Source organism: Bradyrhizobium sp. LA6.1, assembly GCF_040547805.1.
Lineage (GTDB): Bacteria > Pseudomonadota > Alphaproteobacteria > Rhizobiales > Xanthobacteraceae > Bradyrhizobium > Bradyrhizobium barranii.
This window is the reverse complement of sequence record NZ_JBEPQK010000012.1, coordinates 121,765-145,556: the sequence shown is the minus strand read 5'-3', so window position 1 is coordinate 145,556 and position 23,792 is coordinate 121,765. Positions and strand designations below refer to the sequence as shown.

Sequence of the window (23,792 nt, the reverse complement as noted above, 5' to 3'; positions counted from 1 at the left end):
CACCCGTCATTGTTTCGCAACGCCGCCCGGATATTGAGCGGGTTCCGGTGATCAAACGGGAGGCCTTGCCATGCAAGACGTCGAGAAGCGTGTCATTGGCAAGGTTATGTGGCGGCTTATACCGTTCCTGATCGTCTGCTATTTCGTGGCCTATCTTGACCGCGTCAATGTCGGCTTTGCCAAGCTGCACATGAACCAGGCGCTGGGTTTAAGTGAAGCAGCGTTCGGACTGGGCGCGGGCTTGTTCTTCGTCGGGTATTTCCTGTTTGAAGTCCCCTCCAACATCTTCCTGGAACGAGTCGGCGCGCGCGTCTGGATCGCCCGCATCATGATTACATGGGGAATCGTCTCGGCGGCCTTCGCATTCATCCCATCGATATCGGCAGCAACGGGAATACCGACGACGGGCGTCTTCTACTCTCTTCGGTTGCTACTCGGCGCCTGCGAGGCGGGATTCTTTCCGGGCATCATCTTCTATCTGACCCTGTGGTTCCCGGCGGTTTACCGGGCTCGGGTCATCAGCCTGTTCATGCTGGCGATCCCGATTTCGTCCATCATCGGGTCGCCCATCTCCGGGCTTCTGCTCGGCGTGACCGGTTGGGGATTGGAAGGCTGGCAGTGGCTGTTCATTCTCGAGGCGCTGCCGTCGGTCGTGGTAGGCATCTGCGTCCTGCTCTATCTGACCGATTTTCCGCGCCAGGCCCGCTGGCTGCAACAAGACGAGATTGCCTGGCTGGAAGACGTGCAGGCCACCGAGAAGCGAAACAAGGAGAAAGTCGAACACCTGTCATTGGGTCAGGCGCTCACCGATTACCGCATTTTGTTGTGCGCTCTGGTGTACTTCTGCCTGAATGCTGCAAGTTACGGCGTGGCGTTCTTCCTGCCGACCATCATCAAGGGTTTTGGCGTCAGTGATACCCAGACCGGCTTGCTCGCAGCGCTGCCCTTTATTTTCGGGGCCGCGGGCATGGTGCTGCTTGGTCGTCATTCCGATCGGACCATGGAGCGAAAGGGTCACGTTGCCGCGGCACTGTTGATGGCGGCGGTGGGAATCGGAGTGGCAGGTCTCGTTTCCAACTCCGTCCTTGTCATGGCATTGCTTTGCTTCGCGCAGATCGGCGTCTCCGCGGTCCCCCCGATGTTTTGGCCGCTGCCGGCGAGCTTTCTAACGGGAGCATCGGCTGCCGCCGGCATCGCCGCGATCAACTCGCTTGGAAATCTTTCCGGTTTCGCCGGTCCTTACGCAATGGGCTACCTGAAGGATTTAACCGGCAGTTTTACCGCAGGTCTTCTGTTGCTGGCGGGTTGCGCGCTGGTGGGCGCAGTCGTAGTCGTGCTGCTACGCATCGATGCAAGGCGCGAGCAAGTGTCCGGCGAAATCGCGATGGCGCACTAGACGCGGGTGATCGTCGCTACCTGAAATAACCGAGCACGAGATCGATATCCGCGCTGCCGGCAACCGTGCCGTTGAGCTCGGCGTCGATGACGCGGCGGCAGGCCGCGATCGCGGCGTGATCGCCGAGATCGTTGGCGGCTTCGAGCACGAGCCAGGCGGCGTCGACGGAAGCCTTCTCGGGAGCCGAACCGCCGGCATCGACGGGCAGGCTCTTGTTCTTGCGAATTGCGGTGCCGAATTGAGGCAACATTGCAAATACTCCCCTCTGGCTCAGTGCACCTGGAGTTCGGGCTGACGGCCCGTATCGGCACCCGCGCCGGTCTTGCGCGACTGGTAGAACTTCAGAATGCTGCGCGACGTCTCGATCTTGAGCTTGCCGAACTCGCGCTCGCTGTCATGGAGCTCGCGCGCCGTGATCAGATGATCCTTGGCGCCGAGGAACAGCAGCGACATGGTCGTGTCCCACGAGAAGTCGAGCGCCTTGCACAGCACCAGAAGTATCTCGCGATTGCGGTCCATCATCGCGCGCTCGATCACGTCGACCGGAAGCGACGACAACAGCGACAGGCCGATCTGCACCTCGTCGAAACGGTGCTGGCGCGCATAGTTCGAGATCGAGTCCTGGTTGAGGTTGCCCTGGCGGTACTGCGTCGTCACCACGCGCTTGGCGACGAAATAGCTGCGCGAGGACGGACCGAACTTGGACTGCAGATCGCCGGTGACGTCGGTCACCGAGCTCTGGATCTGCGCCATCATCTCGGGCCGCTCGTGCTCGAGGCGGCGGCGGACGTCTTCCGACGCCTTGGAAATGAGCTGCTGGAAGATGTGGCGCGGCACGTCCTTGCGCAGGCCGAGCTGCTCGGCGAGGATCGAGTCGCCCTCCGCGCGCCGGACCATGTGCAGCAGGCCCGAGCCCGAGAAGCGCGCGCCCTCGTTCCTTGCGACGGAGGTCACGACCGCCTGGTCGCCGCGCTTGACCAGCACGTCGGTGACGGCTTCGCCGATCGACTTGCGCTGGGCGATCGCAAGCAGATGCGCCTGGCCCTTGGTCATGGCGCTCTGGACCAGCATCTTCTCGTCGATACGGCTGGAGTCGCGCAGCACGGGACCGGCCACGTCGATCTCGTCGTCGAGGGCGAGCTTTTCGATGACATTGAGCGGAGCGTGGTCGCAGGCCGACATCAGCTCGGAGAGCTGCGCCCGCGCGGCGACCTCGATCTCGTCGGCGAGCCGCCCGATGACCTCGCCGAACATGCTGATCTCGTCGTCGCTGTAGCGGCCGGTGATCAGGATGTCGGTCGCATGCCACAACGCCTTCGCCCGGCTCTCGTCGGTGCCGCGCGCGATCGCGTCGTCCAGATCCTGCAGAAGCGATTTCGCCCCGTTCATCTCGTTACCCCAGTTCTTGGTTAGCCATCCTGCTTGTGCTGGCAGGACGCCGAATTCCTCTGGGAACCGACACTAGAGATCAAACGCGAGAATCCAGTAAAGTCGGCAGATCAGTTTTGCCGAGCAAAATTCGTTAAAATGCGCGGGAATGGGTTTACCGGCGGGCAAGGGCCAGCGCTTGCCGAACAGGCTGCCGCGTTCACGGATTCGACGGCGTCAGCACCAGCGGTGGCTTCGGCTTGGGTTTTGCGGGCGGCGGGCCCGGCGCCGGCCTCACCTCGATCGGCGGCGGCAGCGGGGCGATCTGCTGGCTCGCGAGCGGCGGGCTTGTGAGTGGAGGACTTGGCGCTGCAGGGGCGGCCAGCGGCGCCTTCGGCGTCGGCGCGGCCTTTGGCTTCGGCGGCGCGCGGCGCGGATCGCGGCCGGGCAACGGCACGTCGGTCAGCGACGGCTCGGGCACCGGATCGGGCGAGACCAGCGTCGGCAGCGCCGCAGTCGCCGGCGGCGGCTCGCCACGCTCGATCGCGTCCAGCCGGCGCGTCTCGCGATCGATCGTGCGCACCGCGAGCCAGGACGACAGCGGCGCGAGATCGACGGTGCGGTTGAGCCTGTCGGGGGGACCCGCCGCGAACAACTGGATCTCCGGCGGCGCGCCCGAAAGTCCGGTCATGATCGGCGTCAGGCTGGCGCGGATGTCGGCCTGGTCGGCGGGAATATCGTAGCCGCCGGAGACGATGGCCCGCGCGTTCTTGGCTTCCAGCGGTGTCGCGCCGACGCGCAGGCGCCCGTCGCGGATCGTGAACGGGATCTGCGCCGAGGCGACCGCGATCGGACCTGCCGACAGCGCGGGTTCGACGAGCTGCCGCAGCCTGTTGTCGTCGGCAACCTGGCCGCCGTCGCTGGCACGAATGGCGATCTCGAAGGCACGCGGATTGAGGCCGCTGATTTCCGCGGCCTCGAGCGTCACCGTGCCATTGCCGGCGAGCGCACCGGTCAACGCCGCAACGCTGCGGCCCTGGCTGGTCAGGGCCATCTGCACCGAGGCGCGTCCCTTGGGCAGTGCGAGATCGCGGTAGCGCAGCGCCGCCGCATCGACATTGCGCAGCTCGATACGTGCATTCAGCGCAACGCCATTGGCGCCATTGCGCGCATCGAAGCTCGCCGACATCTCACCGCCGCCCACACCGCCCTTGAGCGCGTCGAGCGCGAGCGACTGGCCGTCGCTCCGGATCGTGCCGCCGACGGGGCGCAGCTCGATGCCGTCAGGCAAGGTGCCGCGCAAGGCCTGGAAGGCAATGCGGCCGCGCCAGCCGCCGAGCAGCCCCGCACTCAGGGGATCGCCGGCATCATGTCCGGCGGCGCCGATGGCCATTGCGAACGCGGGCGCAAGATCGAGCGCGTCGAGGCCGATTTCGCCATCGACGCTCTTCTCCTGATCCAGCGTCACCGCGAGATGCCCGCGCAGATGCGAGCCGGCCGCGCTGCTGTCGAGATCGTCGAAGGTCAGGCGGTTGCCGGAGAGGCCGACGCGCGAGGACAGGTTGACGCTCTGCACCGATCTGTCGGTTGGACTGGTCCCGAACAGCGGCGCCAGATTGGCATTACGCACGCGCAAATTCACGCTGGCCTTCGGCTGAGACGAATTGGGGTCCGACAATTCGATGCTGCCTTGCGCATCCGCATCCAGCCCGCCGCCACTGAGCTTTGCGTTCAACTGCAACGGCCGGCGCCACGCGCCGCTCAACCGGCCTTCGAACTGCGAGGCGCCCTCGCCCGCGGCGGCGACGCGATCGAGGCCCAGCAGCGCCAGCAATGCGCCGGCCTTCGGCGTCGAGATTTTCGAGTCCAGCGTGAAGTCGCTGTTGCGCAAGCGGTCGATGTCGATGCCGTTGACCGCCGCCACCGGCGTCTGCCCGGCCAGCGTCGCGGTGGCCTTGAGCTGCGGCGCATCGAGATCGAGCACGGCGCGCGCGTCGTTGCGATCGGCATGGTCGGCGTTCTTGTCGAGGCTGAGGTCGAGCTTCAGCCGCGTCGCGCCGGGCAATGACGGGATGGCGTCGAACCGCGCGCGCACCGAAGGCGCAATCGGCTCGAGCAGCGCGGTGAGCTCACGCAGCGAATTGGCCGAGGATTTCAGCGCGAGCTTGCCGGTGGCATGAACGCGGTCGAAGCTGCCGCTCGCTTCGGTGGTCACCCCGCTCGCCTGACCGAACCGCAACTGCTCCAGCGACAGCGCCGCGGGGCCGTAGCCGAGTTTTGCCGTGAACGGCCGCAGCTCCTGTCCGGCCGACATCGCGCGGCCGACGTCGAGCGCGAGCTTGGCTTCCTCCGGCCATTCGCCCTGCGGCCCCGCGAGCGCGCGCACGAAGCTTGCGGCGGCATCGAGGTCGAGACGGTCGGCCTTGAGCTCGGCGTCGATCCGCGAGCCCTTGCTCGCGCCGGTCTGGACGAAGGCGATGCGGCCCTCCACCGCGCCGCCCTCGATCTCGGCCTTCAGCCTGTCGACGGCGAGATGATTGGCGGCGATGGTCACGTCGCCGGCAAGACGCAGCGGCCGCGTGCTGCGGCGGTTGATCTCGCTGCGGCCCTGGAGCCACGCCACCAGCGTATCGGGATCGGACGACTCGACGCTGAGCCGGCCGCTAAAGCTGTCGGCGCCGGGCGTTGCGCCGTTGAGCGAGAGCTGCGTCATGCCGGGTGCGCGCAGCTCGAGCCGCTGGAAAGTCCAGGACCTTCCGTCGGTCTGAAGCTCCGCCGTGATGTTCTGGAGCGGACGCCCGCCCAGCATGATCTGGTCGGAGTTGAACTCGATCTGCGCCGGTATCGGCGCCTGCGGGATCGCCGCAAGGCCCGCGCGTAGGGCCGGCAGGACGCGCTGCGGCTCGGCATCGTCCTTGCCCGCCAGCTTGTCGGCATCGACCTGGCGCGCCGACAGCACCGCGCGCAGCAGCGGCGAGGCGCCGAACCTGACATCGCCGACACCACCAAACTTGAGCGCATTGTCCTCGGCGCCGAAGCTCGCGTCGATCTGATCGAATTTGGCGCCGGCCGGATCGGCCTTGAGCTTTGCCGTGAGCTTCCAGGGTGTCGGCCCCGCCGTGCCCGCCTTCTTGACAGGGGGCACAGCGAGCGTCAGTGCGCCGTCGAATTTCGGCAGGCGGTTGTCGAAGGCGAGCACGCCTTCGAGATCGGCCAAGATCGCGCGCTCGCCGGGATCGATGTTGAGGTGGAGACGGGTGGCGCTGCCGTCGGCGCTCGGGCCGGAGGAGACGCGGAACGGATAGCGCACCCCGGTGGCGGTGAAACTGCCGTCGCCGCGGACCGAGCCGGCCAGCGAGCGCACGTCGCCCGAAAAGGTGATGTCGTTCAATTCCAGCGTCGAGCGGCTGGCGGCATCGTGCAGGGCGATGCGGCCGGTGAGGTTCAGCCGTTCGATCGCAAGCGAGGCCAGATTGAAGGTGCCGCTCGCGGTGGACGGCAAATCGACCCGTCCCTTGGCATCCAGGCCGAGATCCACCGCCATGCCGTTGACGGTCAGCTCGGTGGCGCGCCATTCGCCGCGCATCAGCGAGCTCAGGCTGAACTCGACGTCGAGCTTGTCGGCGCGCAGGCGGCCGAGATCGTTGTTGCCGCCGAAGGTCACCGAGCGCAGCCGCAGCGTCGGCGCCGGCAGCAGCCGTGCATCCAGCTCGCCCGCCACCCGCACCGGCACGCCCATGATCGTGCCCGCCTCCGCCTCGAACTGGGGCCTGAACTGGTTCCAGTCGATGAAGTAAGGCCCGATCAGCGCGGTCAGCAGCGCAATGATGAAGGCAATCGCCAATCCGAGCAGCGTCGTCTGCACGGGTCTCCCCTCGGCCAAACCGGCCCGGGCCGAACCTGAGGGCCTCAGGCGCGCCGGAACAGCCCCTTATATAAAGGGAAGTGTGGCGAAGTCACAGCGACTGTTGCGCGCGGAGGTTAACGGCGCCGGCCATCACCAGCTTGCCGGCAGGCGTTTCAGGCCGCGCAGCACGAAGGTCGGGCGCCATTCCGGGTTCTCGACGTCGTCGATGCGCAGATCCGGCAGCCGCCGCAACAGCGTCGCAATGGCGATTTCGGCCTCGATACGCGCCAATTGGGCGCCCAGGCAGAAATGGATGCCGCCGCCGAACGACAGCGGCTTGACGTTGGGCCGGGTGACGTCGAGCCGGTCGGGGCGATCAGGGTAGACCGCCGGATCGCGGTTGGCCGAGCCGAGCAGGCACAGCACGGTCTCTCCCTTCGGGATGCTCTTGCCGCCGAGATCGGCGATGTCCTCCAGCGCCACGCGTCCGGTCATCTGCACCGAGGAATCGTAGCGCAGGAATTCCTCGATCGCGTTGACCATCAACTCGGGCCGCGCCTTCAGGAGCGCGAGCTGATCCGGATTGCGATGCAGCGCGAGCAGGCCGTTTCCGATCAGATTGACGGTGGTCTCGTGGCCGGCGCCGAACAGCAGGATGATGTTGGCGGTCAATTCCTCGTTGGTGAGCTTGTGGCCGTCTTCCTCGGCCTGCACCAGCTGGGTGGTGAGATCGTCGCCGGGATTGCGGCGGCGCAGCTCGAACAGCTGCTGGAAATACATCTGCGCCATCATGTTGCCGGCGTTGCCCTTCGCGATCTCTTCCGGCGTGAGCGGCACGGGGTCAAGCAGCCGCCCGCCATCGCGCGAGCTGTTGTAGAAGGTCTCGCGATGATCCTCGGGGATTCCGAGCATGTCGCAGATGATGGTGACCGGCAGGCGGAAGGCGAAATCCTCGATCAGGTCCATGTGGCCGCGCTCGATCACGGCATCGATGGCCTGGTCGACGATCGCCTGGATCCGCGGCCGCATGTCCTCGACGCGGCGGGCGGTGAAGGCCTTCACGACGAGGCCGCGCAGGCGGGTGTGGTCGGGCGGATCGGATTGCAGCATCCAGTGGCTCATGCTGCGGAACACCGGCTCGTCCATGATGGCAGGGCTATAGCGGCGCTTGGAGCGCTCGACAAAGTCCTTGCCGAAGCGCTTGTCGCGCATCACGAAGCTGACGTCGGCATGGCGGCTGGCGACGAACTGGCCGAACGGCGTCACATGGATCGGCTCGATCGTGCGCAGCCGGTCATAGTGCGGGTAGGGATCGCGGATGAAGTCCGGCGACAGCGGGTTGAACAGCGGTCCGCCTGCGGGTTGCACTTGCTCGTTCATGGTGACCTCAATCGGTTGCCGCATGACACGAATACGCCGGCAGCCCCTTGTGCGCGCGGCGTAACCATCCCCAAGATTATAAACTCGATACATTGTTGTATCGAGTTGCATTCTGCCCTAACCTGCGCCGATGTCAAGGGTGAGAACCAGGCCGACCAGGGACGACACGCGCGACAAACTGTTCGAGGCGGCCGCGCGCGTGTTCGAGGCGGACGGCATCGGCGGCGCCAGCATCGAGGCGATCGCGGCCGCCGCGGGCTTCACCCGCGGCGCGTTCTATTCCAACTTCAAGAGCAAGGACGAATTGATCATCGCCATGCTTGAGGATCATGTCGAGCAGTCGATCCGGCGCAACCTCGACATCCTCGCGCAGCACGACAATCTCGACGATTTCATCGCGGCGCTGAAGACGATGGATCGCAGCCGGCAAGACCCGCTCGGCCGCTCGCCCCTTCTGCACATGGAGATGATCCTGTTCGTCGCGCGCGCCGAGAAGCGCCGCCCGGAGCTTGCCAAGCGGCTACGCGCGCGCCGCAAGCTGGTCGCCGACATCGTCGAGGCCACGTTGAAGAGCAACGGCAGGAACGACACGCTGAATCCGCCGTGGATGGCCTCCGTCGTGCTGGCGCTGGAAGACGGCTTTCGCCTGCACCGCCTGATCGATCCGGAGACAACGCCGGCCGACAGTTTTCTGCGCGCGATCACGGATCTCAGGCGCAGGACGGGATTGTCGTCGAACTAGCCTGGACCGCCGATATCAATCGCACGACCGGACCGTCATCCGACCGGCGCTCGATTCCTCGACAACTCGTCGTCCGCCGCCCATCGTGCGTTTGTGAAAACGCACGCCTGCTTGCAGCAGAATCGGACAAGGCACGGCCGCTTCGGGAAATACGCCGGGCCTCCGCGCCGCTAACCGGCTAGGCGCCGGGCGATTGGCGCAGGCGCGTGGGTTAGCAGCAATCTCTCGACAGGGACGGCAATCGCTCTGGCGCAGTCGACGATCCGGTTGGCTAAACATCGCAACGTCACATCATGGGGACGGAGACAAACGATGGACAGGAAACGGCTTGCAATCGCGCCACGACGGAAGGCCGTCTCGACGGCGGTCATGTACGGGCTTTCACTGACCGTGCGTTTCACCTCGCCGACGGCCGATGAGGCGCCGCCACAGATCGCACAAGACGCCAAGGTCTCGACGTCGATCCTGATCGATCGGGGCTGGACCAACAAACCTGCGCTGCCGGTCGCCCTGCGCGGCTGGCCATCGGGCGCGCGAAGCTGCCGCGCAGGATGTGAAGGCCCTGCGCTGCTGTCCTCGCTGCCCAACTGCACCGCGCCGTAAGGACCAGGCGGTCTCCGTCTCACCTCTTCGCGTCATCATCGCTCGCAACAGGCACTGCTCGCATCGAGCGGCGGCGATGGCGCGCGTTTCGAACCAACAGACCCAGAACCAAATCAAGGAGTCAACCACATGCGACTGCTCATCATTGGCGCCGGCTTCGCCGGCATGTACGCCGCCCTCTCCGCCGCCCGCCTGCGCGACATTCAGGGCGTCTCGCCGGAAGAGCTCGAGATCGCGCTCATCGCACCCGAGCCGACGCTGGTGGTCCGCCCTCGGCTCTATGAGCCGAGGCCGGAAACCCTGACGGCACCGCTGCTCGATGTCCTCAAGGCGATCGACGTCGACTACATCCAGGGGAGCGCCGAGACTGTCAACACCGAGGCGCTGACGGTGCAGATCTCGACTCCCAAAGGCACGCGCAAGACCCTGTCCTATGACCGCCTGGTGATCGCCACCGGCAGCCGCCTCTTCCGACCCAATATTCCCGGCCTTGCCGAGCACGGCTTCAGCGTCGACTCGCTCGACGATGCGGTTGCCCTCGACAAGCATCTGCATGGCCTCGCCGACCGGCCAGCCGTCAATGGACGTGACACGGTCGTGGTCGCCGGCGGCGGCTTCACCGGCATCGAGGCGGCGACCGAGCTGCCCGCGCGCCTGCGCGCCATCTTCGGCCAAAACGCCAGAACGCGCGTGATCATCGTCGAGCGTAACGGAGCAATCGCTCCCGACATGGGCGAAGGCTCCCGCCCGGTCATCGAGCAAGCGCTGCGCAAGCTCGGCGTGGAGACAAGGCTCGGCACCGGCGTTGCCTCGCTCGACAAATCCGGCGTGACGCTGTCGACCGGCGAACACATCGAAACCGAGACGGTGGTCTGGGCAGCCGGCATTCGCGCTGCGCCGTTGACAGCGCAGATTCCCGCCGAGCGCGACAATTTCGGCCGGCTGCTGGTGGACCGCGATCTGCGCGTGCCCGGCATCGCCGGTGTCTTCGCCACCGGCGATGCCGCGCGAGCCGCATGCGACGACGAGGGCAATTACGCGCTGATGTCTTGCCAGCACGCCACGCGGATGGGCGCCTTTGCTGGCAACAATGCCGCCGCTGAACTCCTGCGCGTCCCGACCAGGCCGTATCACCAGAAGGCCTACGTCACCTGCCTCGATCTCGGCGAAGCCGGCGCGCTGTTCACGCGCGGCTGGGAGCGCAAGGTCGAGATGGTCGGCGACGTCGCCAAGAAGACCAAGCAGGAGATCAACACGGTCTGGATCTACCCGCCCCGCGCCGAGCGTGCCGCAGCGCTCGCCTCGGCCGATCCGGAGCGTGTGACGAGCCTCTAGAAGCACGAAACGATCACGGCCGCACCTCCCTGGCTGCGCGGCCTGTTCAACCAAGACCAGCTGGGAGCCCTACCTTGAAACAGGAGACCAACATGAACCTGCACAACACCTCATACCCCGCGACATCGAAGCCGGAAGAGCTCGTTCCATCGCGCTACGCGCTGAAGGTCGGCGAGATCGACGTCCTGGTGGTCAGCGACGGCGTGCTGCCGCTGCCAACCACGATGCTGGCGCACAATGCCGACCCGGCCGTCCGGGCGACCTGGCTGCACGACATGTTCCTGCCGCAGGACGCTTTCGACTGGGCGCTGAATGCGGTCGTGGTCCGCAGCGGCGGCAAGACCATCCTGATCGATGCTGGACTGGGGTCAGACCCGGATCTGCACTTGCCGCGCGCCGGCCAGTTGATCAAGCGACTGGAAGCCGCCGGCATCGATCTTTCGTCCGTGACCGATCTGGTGCTGACCCACTTGCACATGGATCACATTGGCGGACTGCTCGTCGACGGGGTGAAGGAGCGGCTGCGTAAAGACCTGCGGATCCACGTGGCGGCCGCCGAGGTCAAATTCTGGGAGGCGCCCGATTTCTCCCACACCGCCATGCCGCCGGGCTTCCCGGACGCGCTTCGGGCGACCGCCAAGCGGTTCGTCAAGGAGTACGGAAGTCAATTGCGGAAGTTCGATGAGCAGCACGAGGTTGCGCCGGGCGTCGTCGTTCGTCGCACCGGCGGTCACACCCCCGGACACAGCGTGGTTCGCGTAGCATCCGGCGGCGACGGGCTGACGTTCGCCGGCGACGCCGTGTTTGCTGTCGGGTTCGATCAACCCGACTGGCACAACGGTTTCGAACACGACCCCGAGGAGGCGGCGCGCGTTCGGGTCGGTCTGTTGCGAGAGATTGCCGCGAGCGGCGAGATGCTGGTGGCGACGCACATGCCGTTCCCGTCCGTCGGCCATGTGGCGGTCACCGGCGACGCCTTCCGCTGGGTGCCGGTGTTCTGGGACTACTGATCGCTCGCTGAGCCAACGTGAGACCAGGGCGCGCATTCATGGCGGGCCCTGGTTTTGATGCGGCAAACCGAGTCAGCGCGGCGCGCCGCCGATATCAGATCCGATCGTTGATCAGGACGCCGGACAACGACGGATCGTTCGCATTGGTCGTATCGCCTGCTTTCGTCGCGCTATAGGTCGAGTCCGCAAGCGAGCTTTTCAGCTGCTGGAGAAACTGTTGCAGCAGCTCCGCCGTCGAATTGCCGCTTGACGAGTCGTCCGTGCCGTTGACCGAGGGAGGCTCGCCGGATGGCGGTGGCCCGTCCGGCGGCGGTCCACCCGCTCCGTGCGGTCCGTGCGAGAGCGCCGCCTTGAAAATTCCTTGCAGCTCGGTGGCCTGCTCGTCCGTCAACTTGCCGGCCGACACTTGCTGCTGGATGAGGCCATTAATCTTCGACGCGAAGGCGTCGGGCGAAGATGTCCCGCCGCCGGATTGATCGCTGGCGCCGGTTGACTGCAACGCGGAGCCGATGCTGCTGAGCGCGGCCGACAGCGCCGACTGATCCGACGCATCGATCGCGCCGGAACCGACTTCCGCTTGCAGCTCGTCTTGTAATTGTTGCAACGGTGATGAGCGGTGGTGATTGGAGGAGAGCGCAGAAATCGAGGTCATGGTGGCTTTCCGTGCTTTTGGCGGACCCGAGGTGACATTGCCCCGAGTCCCATCCAGTCCTGAGTTCGCCCTGGCAGTTGGATTTGCCCGGTTGCGCGGTGGTAGGAACGGGAGCTGGCGCGGAGCATTTGGCAGAGCGCCGCTCCGGTTGCTCGATATTGCCGATCGGCAATTGGAAATATCCAGAAACAAAAATCCGACCAGCCGATCATCAGCTGGGGCTGGGGCTACCCGTTGAAAGGGATGACTGCCGGGTTGTGTGCGAACGCCCTGGAGCCGACTATGCCGACCGCTTCACCACGTCGCGACCGGCCGGCGTAACATCGAGCCGCCCCAGCATTGCGCTCGCCTGCTCGGCGCAGTGCTCGATCAGCCAGCGTTCGAATGCGACCGGCGGCAGCGCGGGCGCGTAGAGGAAGCCCTGGACGACGTCGCAGCCGAGCTCGGCCAGCGTCCTGCGCTGGCCTTCGGTCTCGACGCCTTCGGCGACGACGGTCATGCCGAGGCCCTGTCCGACGCGCACCACGGCGGTAGCGACCGCGAGCGCGCCCGCGTCTCTCTCGATGTCGCGCATGAAACTGCGGTCGATCTTCAGCTCGCGGATCGGCAGATGCGCGAGCCGGCTGAGGCTGGAATAGCCGGTGCCGAAATCGTCTACGGAAAGCCCGACGCCGAGCTCGCGGATCGCGTTCATCGTCTCCAGCGCGGCGACGCTGTCCCGCATGAACGTGCCCTCGGTGATCTCGAGCATCAGCGCATCCGGCGGCAGATCGTATTCGGCGAGGATGTCCTTGAGCCGCGCCGCCAGCGTGACGTTGCGGAAATTGATCGGCGACAGGTTCACCGACACGCTGGGAATGCTGAGCCCGGCGCGGCGCCAGTCCGCCATCTGCCGGCAGGCCTCACGCACCGACCACAGGCCGATCTGCTCGATCAGGCCGCACTCCTCGGCGAGCGGGATGAATTTCGCCGGCGAGACGTCGCCGAGCACGGCATCATGCCAGCGCGCCAATGCCTCGACGCCGTGGACGGCACCGTCGCAACTGCGGATCTGCGGCTGGTAGCTGAGGGTCAGCGCGCCCTCGGCGATGGCGCGGCGCAGCGCTGCAATCAGCGCCAGGCGCTGCTCGGTGAGCCCGTTCATTTCGGCGCTGAAGATGCGATGGGTGGAGCGGCCGGCCTGCTTGGCCATGTACATGGCCGCGTCCGCCTGCTGCATCAAGGTGTCGATGTCGGTCGCATGGTCGGGATAGAGGCTGATGCCGATGCTCGCCGACATCTGCAGCTGCCTGGAGCCAAGCCGCAGCGGCGCGGCGAGCGCCTCCATGACCCCGGCGGCGACGCGCTCGGCGCTCTCGGCGTTGCGCTGCGGCAGCAGGATGACGAACTCATCGCCGCCGAGCCGTCCCAGCATGTCCTCGGAGCCAATCTGCTCGCGCAGGCGTTGCGCGAGCTGGATCAGCAGCTCATCGCCGGCGGCGTGGCCGAACGTGTCGTTGACGTCCTTGAAATGATCGACGTCGAGGAAAGCCAGCGCGACGTGGCTGCCGGTCGGGCAGGCATCGATGGCCGTGGTGATCAGGTGCCGCAGCTGCGCGCGATTCGGCAGCCCGGTGAGAATGTCGTGATAGGCGAGCCGCGCGATCTCGGCCCGCGCTTCCTTGCGCTCGATCGCGAAGGCGCCGAGATCGACGCAGGCGTTGACGATGCGACGGTGCCAGTTGCTGGGCGCGCGCGGTTCACGGAAATAGAAGGCGAAGGTGGCGATGACCCGGCCGTCCTTGGCCTTGATCGGTGTCGACCAGCAGGCGCGCAGGCCCACTTCGAGCGGACGCGACTTGTAGGGCTGCCAGCGCGGATCGGTGTCGAGATCTTCGGCCAGCACCGGCTCACCGTAGAAGGCCGCGGTGCCGCAGGATCCGACATTCGGACCGATCGCGATGCCGTCCAGCGCACGCGAATAGTCCTCGGGCAGGCTGGGGCCGCCGAGCGGATGGACGAGGCCTGCGGCATCGACGTGAAGCAGCGAGCAAACCACGTCGGGCGCGATCTCCTCGACCCGGCGGCACAGCCTGTCGGCGATATCGGTGATCGGAACCTCGTCGGCCAGCGCACTCATGATGAGCTGCTGGAGCGAGCGCAGTTGCCTGGTCTCGGTGATGTCCTCGAGCAGCGCGAAGATATGCCTGGCACGGCCCTTCTTGTCGCGGAAGACGTCGATACGGGCGCAGACCCAGATCTCCTCGCCGTCCTTGTTGTAGACCAGCGTCTCGATTTCGCCGCGGCGGCCGCCGGTCATCAGGCGCTTGACGAGCTTCGCGACGGCCTTCCGATCGGTGTGGCGGCCGGCGATCAGCGCGCCTGCGCGGCGGCCCTCGGCCTCCTCGCTGGTGTAGCCAAACAGCGTCGCGAAGGTCGAATTGACGTAGACGATGTTCTGCTCGGTGTCGGTGATGAGCACCGCGCGGTTGGTCTGGTCGGAGACGGCGTGGAGAAGCCCGATTCTGACGCGGCGCTCGGCCTCCGCGGTGACATCACGCGCGAACACGACGTGATGGTTGACGCCGCCACGCGTGACGGATGACAGCGAGATGGCCGCCCGGATCCGGGTGCCGTCGCGCCGCACGAGGCTGATCTCGTCGCGGAACTCCGCGACCGGATCGGCCTGAAGGCATTTGAGCGTGAGAAGTTCGGCGTCGCGGCCGAGCGCCTCGGCGCGCGCGAGTTTCCAGATCCGCTCTGCACCGGCATTGAAATGCGTGATGCGACGCGCGCTGTCGACGATGACGATGCCGCCGTCGGCGCATTCGAGCGCAGCCAGCAGCACGTCCGGAATTTCTGTCATGGGACAATCGGCGGCAGACATCGTTGGACCCGGATGCATCGGGAAGATGGCAAGGGGGGCCGAGGCTAGCGCCGCGATGGTGTCCAAGACGTTTTTGCAACCGGGTCGCGTCCGGCCAAGACGCGACATGATTAACGGCTCGCGAAAGCTGCGAAGACAATCCGATGCATTCGGAACCTATTCGGCCGCGCTTGTGGGCTTGAGCTTGTGCAGCCGGCCGGCCACCGCCCGCACCTTGCGGGGAGCGGCCTGCCAGACCGAGAGCGCCGACAGTCCACTCACGACCATGGCGATGGCGAAGGCGAGCGTGTAGTCGCCGGTGCGATCATAGAGAAAACCCGTGAGCCAGGGACCCGCCGCGCCGCCGGCCAGGGCCGCCAGCATGATCGTTCCAAAAATGCTGCCCTGGTGCCTGCCCTGGAAGATCTCGAACACCACCGCGCCCATGATCGAGGTGAGGCCGTAGCCGAGCGCGCCTTGCGCGAACACCATGACATAGACCAGCCACAGCGACGGCTGGAATTTCAGCGCCATCAGCGCCGCGAAACAGATCGCAAAGCCTGCGCAGCTGATCGCCCACACCCATTCCCGCCCGATCCGGTCGGAGACGTGGCCGAGCAGGATCTGGCCGGGAATGCCGAGCAGGCTGACGATGCCGAGCGCCCATACCGCGACACCGGGGCTGAAGCCGATGTCGAGCAGGAATTTGGTCTGGTGCACCTGCACCGCGTACCAGATGTACAAGCCGCTGAAATAGCCGAGCGCGATCCACCAGAAGCGCGCGGTCGCAACCGCCCGCTTGAGCGTCCAGTCGGTGCCGACCCAGACGGGATCGACGATGTTGGAGACCGGTGTCGCCGCACCCGCCGCCGGCGTGGCATCGCCGTCCGGCTGGAGGCCGATGTCTTCGGGCCGCTTGTGCAGGAACAGATTGATCGGCGCCAGCACGACGAGGATGAGCAGTCCCATCGCGGTACAGGCGGTGCGCCAGCCGGTCTCTTCGATCATGTGCTGCACCCAGGGCAGCAGCGTCACCGAGCCGATGCCGACGCCGGCAAAGGCAACCCCGATGGCGAAGCCGCGCTTGCGGATGAACCAGTTCGGCAGGAACAGCGATTGGCCGGAATAGCCGAGACACACCGAGCCGGCGCCGACCATGACGCCGATGGTCACGTAGAGATGCCAGGGCGTGCTGGTGAGCGGCGCGAGCAGCAGTCCGCCGCCCATCAGCACGACACCGAGCTCCATCACCGCGCGCGGGCCGGCGCGATCCATCAGGCGGCCGATCAGCGGGCTGACGATGCCCGACACGACGAAGCCGAAGGAGAACGCGCCGGCAGTGACGCCGCGTTCCCAGCCGAATTCCGAGATGATGGGAGGAAAGAACAGCGAAAACGCGGTGCGCGCGTTGACGCCGATCGCCATGGTCACGAAGGTCACCGCGACCACGACCCAGCCGTAGAAGAACGGAAGCCGCATGGTGTGCTTATTTCATCCCTAGATGGTGCTACCGACCATCCAGGGCCGTCCGGGTCAAGCGATTTTCGCGAATGTGTTTCTTGGCGGGTCGCAGAAGTTGCCACATCGTCATGGCCGGGCTTGTCCCGGCCATCCACGTCTTCGCTACGCGGAACAAAGAACGTGGATGCTCGGGACAAGCCCGGGCATGACGACCTCTCGTATATGTTCAAATGTTGCGAGGCCCGCGCTCAGGCCGCGTCGCGCTGCGAAGCCCGGACGGGCGCGTCGAACTCGATCTGGTCGACCGGCTGCGGGCGTCCGAACAGATAGCCTTGCGCAAAATTTACGCCGAGCGCCGTCAGCCGCTCGAACTCTTCGCGTGTCTCGACGCCTTCGGCCGTAACCGACATATCGAGGCCGCGTGCGAGCGTCACGATCGAGGCGATGATCGCGGAGCTGCGCGGCTGATGCGTGAGGTTGCGGATGAAGGACTTGTCGATCTTGATCTTGTCGAACGGGAACGTGGTTAGATAGCTCAGCGAGGAATAGCCGGTGCCGAAATCGTCGAGCGCCAGCTCGATGCCGATGTGCTTCAGCCGCTCCATGAAGGCAAGGTTCTCGACGCCGCGTTCCAGCAGCACGGATTCGGTGATCTCGATTTCCAGCCGCTGCGGCGCCAGGCCGGAATCTGCCAGCGCCGCGCAGATCGTCTCGAACAGCTCGGCTTCCTTGAACTGGATCGGCGACAGGTTCACCGCAACCATGAGATCGCATGGCCAGGCGGCGGCGTCCGCACAGGCGCGCCGCAGCACGAATTCGCCGAGCGGCACGATCAGCCCGGTTTCCTCGGCAAGCCCGATGAACTGGTCCGGCGGGATCAGGCCGCGGCTCGGATGCCGCCAGCGCACCAGCGCCTCGAAGCCGCGACGGCCACCGCTGGCGACGTCCATAAAGGGCTGATAGTGCACTTCGAGCTGGCACTGCGCGATGGCATCGCGCAAATCGCCTTCCAGCGTATTGCGAGCCTCGAGCTCGGCCGACATCGCCTCGTCGTAGACGGTGAAGCAGTTGCGGCCGGCCGATTTCGAGCGGTAGAGCGCGAGGTCCGCCTTCTTCAGCAGCTGCTCCTGGTCGCTGCCGTGGTCCGGTGCGATCGCGATGCCGATGCTGGTGCCGATCTCGACGCGATGGCCGGGCAGCAGGAACGGTTCGGCGACCAGCTTCGCGATCCGCGCGGCGAGCTCGGTCGCGCAGGTCCGCTGATCGTCGCAAGCCTCCTGGATGATGGCGAACTCGTCGCCGCCGAGCCGCGCCAGCACGTCGGTGGCGCGCAGCGCAGATCTCAGCCGCAGCGCCACCTGGCGCAGCAGCGCATCGCCCGCACCGTGGCCGAGCGAGTCGTTGACGTTCTTGAAGCGGTCGAGATCGAGCATCAGGATCGCGAACGGCAGGCCCCGCACGCTCAACTGGCTGTTCATCATGTCGAGCCGGGTCAGGAAGAAGGCGCGGTTCGGCAGCCCGGTCAGGATGTCGGTCTGGGCGAGCTCCAGCACCCGCCGGTTCGCCAGCGACAGCCGCCGCGAGTTGCGGCTTGCGAGCATGAGATAGGTTGCGAGCGACAGCGTCAGCAGCATGCCGACGACGATGACGGCAACCGCGCGGTCGTAGGCCGTCTCCAGCGAACCTCCGGCCGTCGGCATGGCGCGCACCTGCCAGTCGGTATCCCCGATCTTGAGGCTGCCCGACCAGTACAGCGCCCGGGCGACGTCCCGCATCGACTGCGGCGACGTGGCGGCCGACGAATAGTCCGGCAGGGTTTGTTCGAGGCTGACGATCTGCCCTGTGAAGGGCGGATAGACGTTCACGCTGACCGCGGGGCTTGCTCCCGTGGTCACGCGAATGGACTGGATCAGCAGCGGCAGGTCGAAGACGCCGACGACGAAGCCCGCCAGATTGCGGCGCCGGTCCGCCACCGCCTCGCGCGAGGTTCCCTTGGCGTAGACGGGAATGGCAACGAGCACGTCGGGCTGCCGGCCACCCTCCTTCGGCTCGTAGAGCCGCGTGCGAATGGCGGCGACGCGATCGTTGTCGCGCGCGCGCTCGAGGGCTGCGCGGCGCTCTGGAACGGTCGCGTAATCCATGCCGTAGACCGACGACGTCTTCGGCTGGGTCGAGTAGAACACCGGGAAATATTCATCGGCTTGCGGCGCGGTCGCGAAGGTCTCGCCCTGGAGCGACTTGATGCGATAGCCGGACACGCCGTCCGTGGCCGCGGCGGCCTCGTATTCGGCGCGCTCCTTGCGGTTGACGCGCGGCAGCCAGGAGATGCGCAGCATGCCGGGATGACGTTCGAACAGCCGGGAGCTGAAGGTCTCGAATTCGCTGCGGGTGATTTCCTCGTTGGTCGATTCGAACAGCGTACGCAGCGCGACGAGCCTGGAGATGTACTCGCTCATGCCGTTCTGCATGACGATGGCTTCGGTTTCGGCGGCGTTCTCGAACTCGATCTTGTTGACGCGGTTTTCCCATCGCGCCACGGCGGCGGCGCCCACGAGCGAGAACAGGAGACCGACGCCGACTGCGACGAGCGCAGGACGATAGAGTCCGAGCAGCGGCGCCGCGCGCCACCATCCGGTCCTACGTCCCCGATCCTGATCGTTCTGACCCCGACCGCCCATCTTGATCCCGCAAGTCCCCCTCGGCGCGGCAGCCCACTTCTGGTTGAGCTGCCGGAACTGCTATCGGACAAGGATCGGGGTTAAGAACCGCACAATTTCAGAACCGGGTCGTCGCAGATTGCGCGGCTTAGTTAACGATTGGCCTGCAAGCAGGGCCCATTGTGGAAGTAATTTGCCGCTTTTCCCCGGACTCTTACGGAGCACCGTTACATCGGGGGTTAGCGAGCTGTTCAGGGCGACGGGACTATCGTTTCCGGCAGGTATTCCCTTATCCGGCAAACATCCTCATGACACGATCGCGATCAGCGGCCTGCGTCGCTCTGGCCGTCGCGCTACTCGCCGCGGCCAATCCTGCAGCGAAAGGCGACGAGGTCGGCGTCAGCGACGAAACAATCCTGTTCGGCCAGGCCGCCGCGCTCGAAGGCCCCTCCTCCGCGCTCGGACAGCGGATGCGGCAAGGCATCGTCGCGGCATTCACCGAGATCAACGAAAAGGGCGGCGTCCACGGCCGCAGGCTCCAGCTCATCAGCCGCGATGACGGCTACGATCCCGACCGCTCGGTGGCGCAGACGCTGCGGCTGATCGAGGACGACAAGGTGTTCGCGCTGATCGGCGCGGTGGGCACGCCGACCGCGGTGGCGACGATACCGATCACTAGTACCAGGAACATCCCCTTCATCGGCCCCTTCACCGGCGCTGAATTCCTGCGCGACCTCGAGCTTGCGAACGTCGTCAACATTCGCGCAAGCTATGGCGCTGAAGCGGAGGCCTGGGTCAAGCACCTCACCGAGGATCGCCACTTCACCCGCATCGGCATCTTCTACCAGGACGATTCCTTCGGCCGCGACGGTCTCGCCGGCGTAAAGCGCGCACTCGCCAGGCGCGGCCTCGAGCTCGCCGCCGAAGGCACCTTCGAGCGCAACACCCGCGCGGTCGGCGCGGCCTGGCGCATGATCAAGCGCGCCGAGCCCGAAGCCGTCGTCATGGTCGGGACCTACGGCCCTTGCGCGGAGTTCATTAAGCTCGCGCATCGCAGCGGCTTCCATCCGACCTTCGTCAACATCTCCTTCGTCGGCGCCAATGCGCTCGCCAGAGAGCTCGGCCCCGACGGCGAAGGCGTCATCGTCTCGCAGGTCGTGCCGTTTCCCTGGGATCGCTCGCAAAAGCTCGTCGCCGACTACCAGGCGGCGCAGAACGCGTTCGACCCGACGCTGACACCGGACTTCGTGTCGCTCGAAGGCTATCTCTCCGGCCGCCTCGCGGCCGCGGCGCTGGAGAAGGCGGGGCCGCAACCGACCCGCGCGAGCCTCCTGCGCACCATCAACGACGTCGGACGCTTCGACATCAGCGGCAGCATCGTCACCGTCGGCGCGCGCATGACCGACGCGCCGCCGAAGGTGTTTTTGACCGTGATCCAGAAGGACGGGACGTTCAGGGCGGTGGATCGGCTGTAGCTGCAGCAGGAGGTCGTCATGCCCGGGCTCGTCCCGGGCATCCACATTCTTGGCATCGCAGGCAAAGGCGTGGATGGCCGGGTCAAGCCCGGCCATGACGATGCGGAAGCTTTGGTGCGCGCAGCGACTGTATAACTTGCGTTAGCTCCGCAGCCTCAAGGCCGCCGCGTCCAGCGCTCGGCGTTGACGGCGCCTTGCGGGACCTCGCCTTTGACGATCGCCTCGACCTGCCGCACCGTTTCGAGCGACTGGTATTCGATCGCCTGTGGTGTCAGCCCGCCGACATGTGGCGTCGCGATAACGTTGGGAAGAATCGCCAGCTCCGGGCTTGGCATCTGGTCGGGCGCGCGGCCGACGTCCATCGCCGCGCCGGCGATGCGGTTCTCGCGCAGCGCGCGTGCCAGTGCGGCCTCATCGACGAGATTGCCGCGCGAGAGATTGATGAAGACAGCATGCTTCTGCATGCGCGCCAGCGCCGCCTCGCCGATCAGATTCTCGGTCTGCTCGTTGGCGATCGCGAGGCAGACGACGTAGTCGGAGGCACCAAGAAGCTCGTCGAGACTGACCTGCCGGACGGCACCGTCGCTGACGGTCGCGAAGGGATCGGAGACCAGCACCTCCATGCGCATCACCTTGGCGATTTCGGCGAGATAGCGCCCGATGCTGCCATAACCGATGATGCCGATCCGGCTGCCGGCGAGCTGGCGGCCCATCCGCGCCTCGACCTTGCGACCGGCCTGGTAATCCGCCGTCGCCCGCGACACGCCGCGGGAGAGATCGACCATGTAGCCGAGCGCGAGCTCGGCCACCGCCTGCACGAAGCCGGGACCGGCCCGCGTCACGAGCACGCCGGCGTTCGAGGCCGCATCGACATTGACGTTGCGGATGTCGACGGCACAGCGGACGAAGGCACGCAAGCGCGGCAGTCGCGCAAAGATCTCGCCGCGCCCTTCGGTCATGCGATCGGCGACGATGATGTCGGCATCTTTCGCCGCACGCACGAGGGTAACCGCGTCCAGCGCATCGTCGCTCTCGTGCAGGATGACCTCGGCGGCTGCCCGCAGGCCGTTCAGGCTGCGGTCGCCGTAGTAATTGCGGCGCATCTCCGGCGTATGGGCGAGCAGGACTTTCACGAGAGAACTCCGTCAGTAGCCGAATGCCCGCGGCAGCGCGGTCGAGAGCCATGGCACGAAGGCGATGACGAGCAGGCAGAGGAACAACAGGCCGAGATAGCCCATGATCGGCTTCACCGTCTGCTCAATTGGCACGTTGCCGATCAGGCAGGCGCCGTAGAGTCCGAGCCCGAGCGGCGGCGCGAACAGGCCGATGCCCATCGCGATGACCAGCACGACGCCGAAATGCAGGGGATCGACACCGAGCTGCACGGCCACCGGCAGCAGCAGCGGCCCGAAGATGATGAGCGCGGCCGCGCCTTCCAGCACCGAGCCCATCACGATCAGCACGCCGATCGCGAGCAGGATGAACAGCCACGTCCCTGATGTCTTGGACAATCCCAACATGAAGTCGCCGACCGCGTGCGGAACCTGCTGCAGGGTCAGCGTGAACGCCAGCGACTGCGCGGCGGCGACAATGAACAGCACGAGCCCCGCACGCGTCGCGCCCTGCACGAAGCTGTGTGCGGCCGACTTAAACGTGAGCTCGCGGAACACGACGCTGCCGACGACGAGCGCATAGGCCACGGCAAACGCGGAGATCTCCGTCGCCGTCGCAAATCCGCTCTTGAAGCCGAAGAAGATCATGAAGATCAGGCCGAACGAGGCGATCGCGCCGCTCCAAAGGCCAGACACCGGCATCTGCGGCGCAACGTCCTCGGTATCCGCCGGCCGCTTGCCGAAGATGATGGACACCGCGATCAGGACCAGCGCCATCAGCGCCGCCGGCAGGAGGCCAGCGACGAACAGGCCGCCGATCGACAGGTTCGCGACGAAACCCAGGATGATCAAATTGATGCAGGGCGGAATGGTTTCCGCCATCACCGCGGATGCGGCAAGCAACGCCACCGCGCCGCCCGGATTCTGCTTCGAGCGGCGTGCGGCCGGGATCAGCACCGAGCCGACCGCGGCGACGTCGGCCATCTTCGAACCGGATATGCCTGAGAACAGCACCATCGACGCCACCATCACGACGTTGAGCCCGCCGCGCATACGGCCGACACCGCGCTGTAGCAACTCTATCAGCCGCACCGACATGCCGTTGGCTTCCATGAGGTAGCCGACGAGGATGAAGAAGGGAATCGCAAGCAGCACGAAATTGTCGATGCCGCGCGCCATCTGCTGGGCGAAGATCACGCCGGGCAGCGCGCCCTCGACCCAGATGAAGATCAGCGCGGCCAGCGCCAGCGCAAAGCCGATCGGCAATCCGCCGAACAGGGTTGCGAAGAAGCCGATAAACATCAGCGTGCCCGCCGACGGCACGGTGGACGGCGACAGATAATCCCAGGCGAGATAGAGGCCGCTGACGATGACGACCGCAACGAGGCCCCTGACGATGTCAGGCAGCGGCCGCGCGCAGAGCTGGTCGATCGCGAACACCGTCATGAACAGCGCGCCGATGCCCATCGGGTAGAAGGTCAGCTCCAGCGGCAGGCCGGATCCGGTGGTCTGCCCTGAAGTCAACGATCCCAGCTTGATCGCGTTGTAGGCGACATAGCCGGAGATCAGCACGATCAGAAGCGCACTCGCGGCATCGACCAGCGTGCGCAGCCGCACCGGCAGCAGATCGCGGAAGAAGGACACGCCGACATTCTCGCCACGCGCCAGCGCGCTCGCCGCGCCGAAGAAGGCCGAGCCGACCATCAGGCCGCGCGCGACGTCATCAGACCATTCGACCGGCGCATTGAAGCAGAAGCGCAACAGCACCGACGCGCAGACGACCACGAGATCGGCAGCCAGGAGGATGGCCGCAATCGCGTCGCTGAGGCGAAGCAGCAGCGTAATGCTCCCGTGGCGGCCGCCCGAGAGAGGCACGGCGGCTGTCAACGCCATCTCAGACTTGGTCATC

At 66.0% G+C, this 23,792-nt stretch carries 16 protein-coding genes; 6 read left to right on the top strand and 10 right to left on the bottom strand.

Features of this window, described 5'->3' with window-relative positions; translation table 11 throughout:
* Positions 1-70: 70 nt before the first annotated feature.
* Complete coding sequence (locus ABIB99_RS27095) at positions 71-1,396, top strand: MFS transporter (RefSeq protein WP_063981599.1); 1,326 nt, start codon at positions 71-73, stop codon at positions 1,394-1,396.
* 16 nt (positions 1,397-1,412) lie between these two features.
* Here ABIB99_RS27095 and ABIB99_RS27090 read toward each other — a convergent pair whose 3' ends face one another.
* From ABIB99_RS27090 to ABIB99_RS27075, 4 genes are all read right to left on the bottom strand, one after another.
* Positions 1,413-1,646, bottom strand: coding sequence for a hypothetical protein (locus tag ABIB99_RS27090; RefSeq protein WP_063981598.1), 234 nt, complete (start codon positions 1,644-1,646; stop codon positions 1,413-1,415).
* A 20-nt stretch (positions 1,647-1,666) separates the two neighbouring features.
* The gene (locus ABIB99_RS27085) at positions 1,667-2,785 is read right to left on the bottom strand and encodes a DUF2336 domain-containing protein (RefSeq protein ID WP_354178276.1); all 1,119 of its coding nucleotides are present in this window, start codon (positions 2,783-2,785) and stop codon (positions 1,667-1,669) included.
* 199 nt (positions 2,786-2,984) lie between these two features.
* Positions 2,985-6,629, bottom strand: a complete 3,645-nt coding sequence (locus ABIB99_RS27080; RefSeq protein ID WP_354178274.1) for an AsmA family protein — start codon at positions 6,627-6,629, stop codon at positions 2,985-2,987.
* A gap of 132 nt (positions 6,630-6,761) precedes the next feature.
* Positions 6,762-7,991 carry a cytochrome P450 gene (locus ABIB99_RS27075; protein ID WP_166343639.1) on the bottom strand — a complete coding sequence of 410 codons (1,230 nt, stop codon included), beginning with the start codon at positions 7,989-7,991 and terminating at the stop codon, positions 6,762-6,764.
* A 130-nt stretch (positions 7,992-8,121) separates the two neighbouring features.
* Here ABIB99_RS27075 and ABIB99_RS27070 point away from each other — a divergent pair, with 130 nt between their 5' ends.
* The 4 genes from ABIB99_RS27070 to ABIB99_RS27055 all read left to right on the top strand — a co-directional run bounded on the left by ABIB99_RS27070 (position 8,122) and on the right by ABIB99_RS27055 (position 11,681).
* Positions 8,122-8,733 carry a TetR/AcrR family transcriptional regulator gene (locus ABIB99_RS27070; RefSeq protein WP_028156424.1) on the top strand — a complete coding sequence of 204 codons (612 nt, stop codon included), beginning with the start codon at positions 8,122-8,124 and terminating at the stop codon, positions 8,731-8,733.
* Between the two features lie 312 nt (positions 8,734-9,045).
* Positions 9,046-9,336 carry a hypothetical protein gene (locus ABIB99_RS27065; RefSeq protein ID WP_354178272.1) on the top strand — a complete coding sequence of 97 codons (291 nt, stop codon included), beginning with the start codon at positions 9,046-9,048 and terminating at the stop codon, positions 9,334-9,336.
* A 129-nt stretch (positions 9,337-9,465) separates the two neighbouring features.
* On the top strand, positions 9,466-10,671 hold the full coding sequence (locus ABIB99_RS27060) for an NAD(P)/FAD-dependent oxidoreductase (protein WP_354178270.1): 1,206 nt from the start codon (positions 9,466-9,468) through the stop codon (positions 10,669-10,671).
* Between the two features lie 92 nt (positions 10,672-10,763).
* Complete coding sequence (locus ABIB99_RS27055) at positions 10,764-11,681, top strand: MBL fold metallo-hydrolase (RefSeq protein ID WP_354178268.1); 918 nt, start codon at positions 10,764-10,766, stop codon at positions 11,679-11,681.
* A gap of 94 nt (positions 11,682-11,775) precedes the next feature.
* On the opposite strand, the gene ABIB99_RS27050 is transcribed toward ABIB99_RS27055, so the two are convergent.
* From ABIB99_RS27050 to ABIB99_RS27035, 4 genes are all read right to left on the bottom strand, one after another.
* On the bottom strand, positions 11,776-12,525 hold the full coding sequence (locus ABIB99_RS27050) for a hypothetical protein (RefSeq protein ID WP_354178266.1): 750 nt from the start codon (positions 12,523-12,525) through the stop codon (positions 11,776-11,778).
* Positions 12,526-12,613: 88 nt separating this feature from the next.
* Positions 12,614-15,199, bottom strand: coding sequence for an EAL domain-containing protein (locus ABIB99_RS27045; protein WP_354178264.1), 2,586 nt, complete (start codon positions 15,197-15,199; stop codon positions 12,614-12,616).
* Between the two features lie 156 nt (positions 15,200-15,355).
* A complete protein-coding gene (locus tag ABIB99_RS27040; RefSeq protein WP_208088148.1) occupies positions 15,356-16,657 on the bottom strand; it encodes an MFS transporter in 1,302 nt (433 codons plus the stop codon).
* A 230-nt stretch (positions 16,658-16,887) separates the two neighbouring features.
* The gene (locus tag ABIB99_RS27035; RefSeq protein ID WP_354178261.1) at positions 16,888-19,317 is read right to left on the bottom strand and encodes a bifunctional diguanylate cyclase/phosphodiesterase; all 2,430 of its coding nucleotides are present in this window, start codon (positions 19,315-19,317) and stop codon (positions 16,888-16,890) included.
* Positions 19,318-19,604: 287 nt separating this feature from the next.
* Between ABIB99_RS27035 and ABIB99_RS27030 the strand changes: the two genes are divergently transcribed.
* The gene (locus ABIB99_RS27030) at positions 19,605-20,771 is read left to right on the top strand and encodes an ABC transporter substrate-binding protein (protein ID WP_354178259.1); all 1,167 of its coding nucleotides are present in this window, start codon (positions 19,605-19,607) and stop codon (positions 20,769-20,771) included.
* A gap of 155 nt (positions 20,772-20,926) precedes the next feature.
* On the opposite strand, the gene ABIB99_RS27025 is transcribed toward ABIB99_RS27030, so the two are convergent.
* Positions 20,927-21,904, bottom strand: coding sequence for a hydroxyacid dehydrogenase (locus ABIB99_RS27025; protein ID WP_354178257.1), 978 nt, complete (start codon positions 21,902-21,904; stop codon positions 20,927-20,929).
* Between the two features lie 12 nt (positions 21,905-21,916).
* Positions 21,917-23,791 (bottom strand): TRAP transporter large permease, encoded by a 1,875-nt coding sequence (locus tag ABIB99_RS27020; protein ID WP_354178255.1) that lies wholly within the window; start codon positions 23,789-23,791, stop codon positions 21,917-21,919.
* Between the last annotated feature and the right edge of the window lies 1 nt (position 23,792).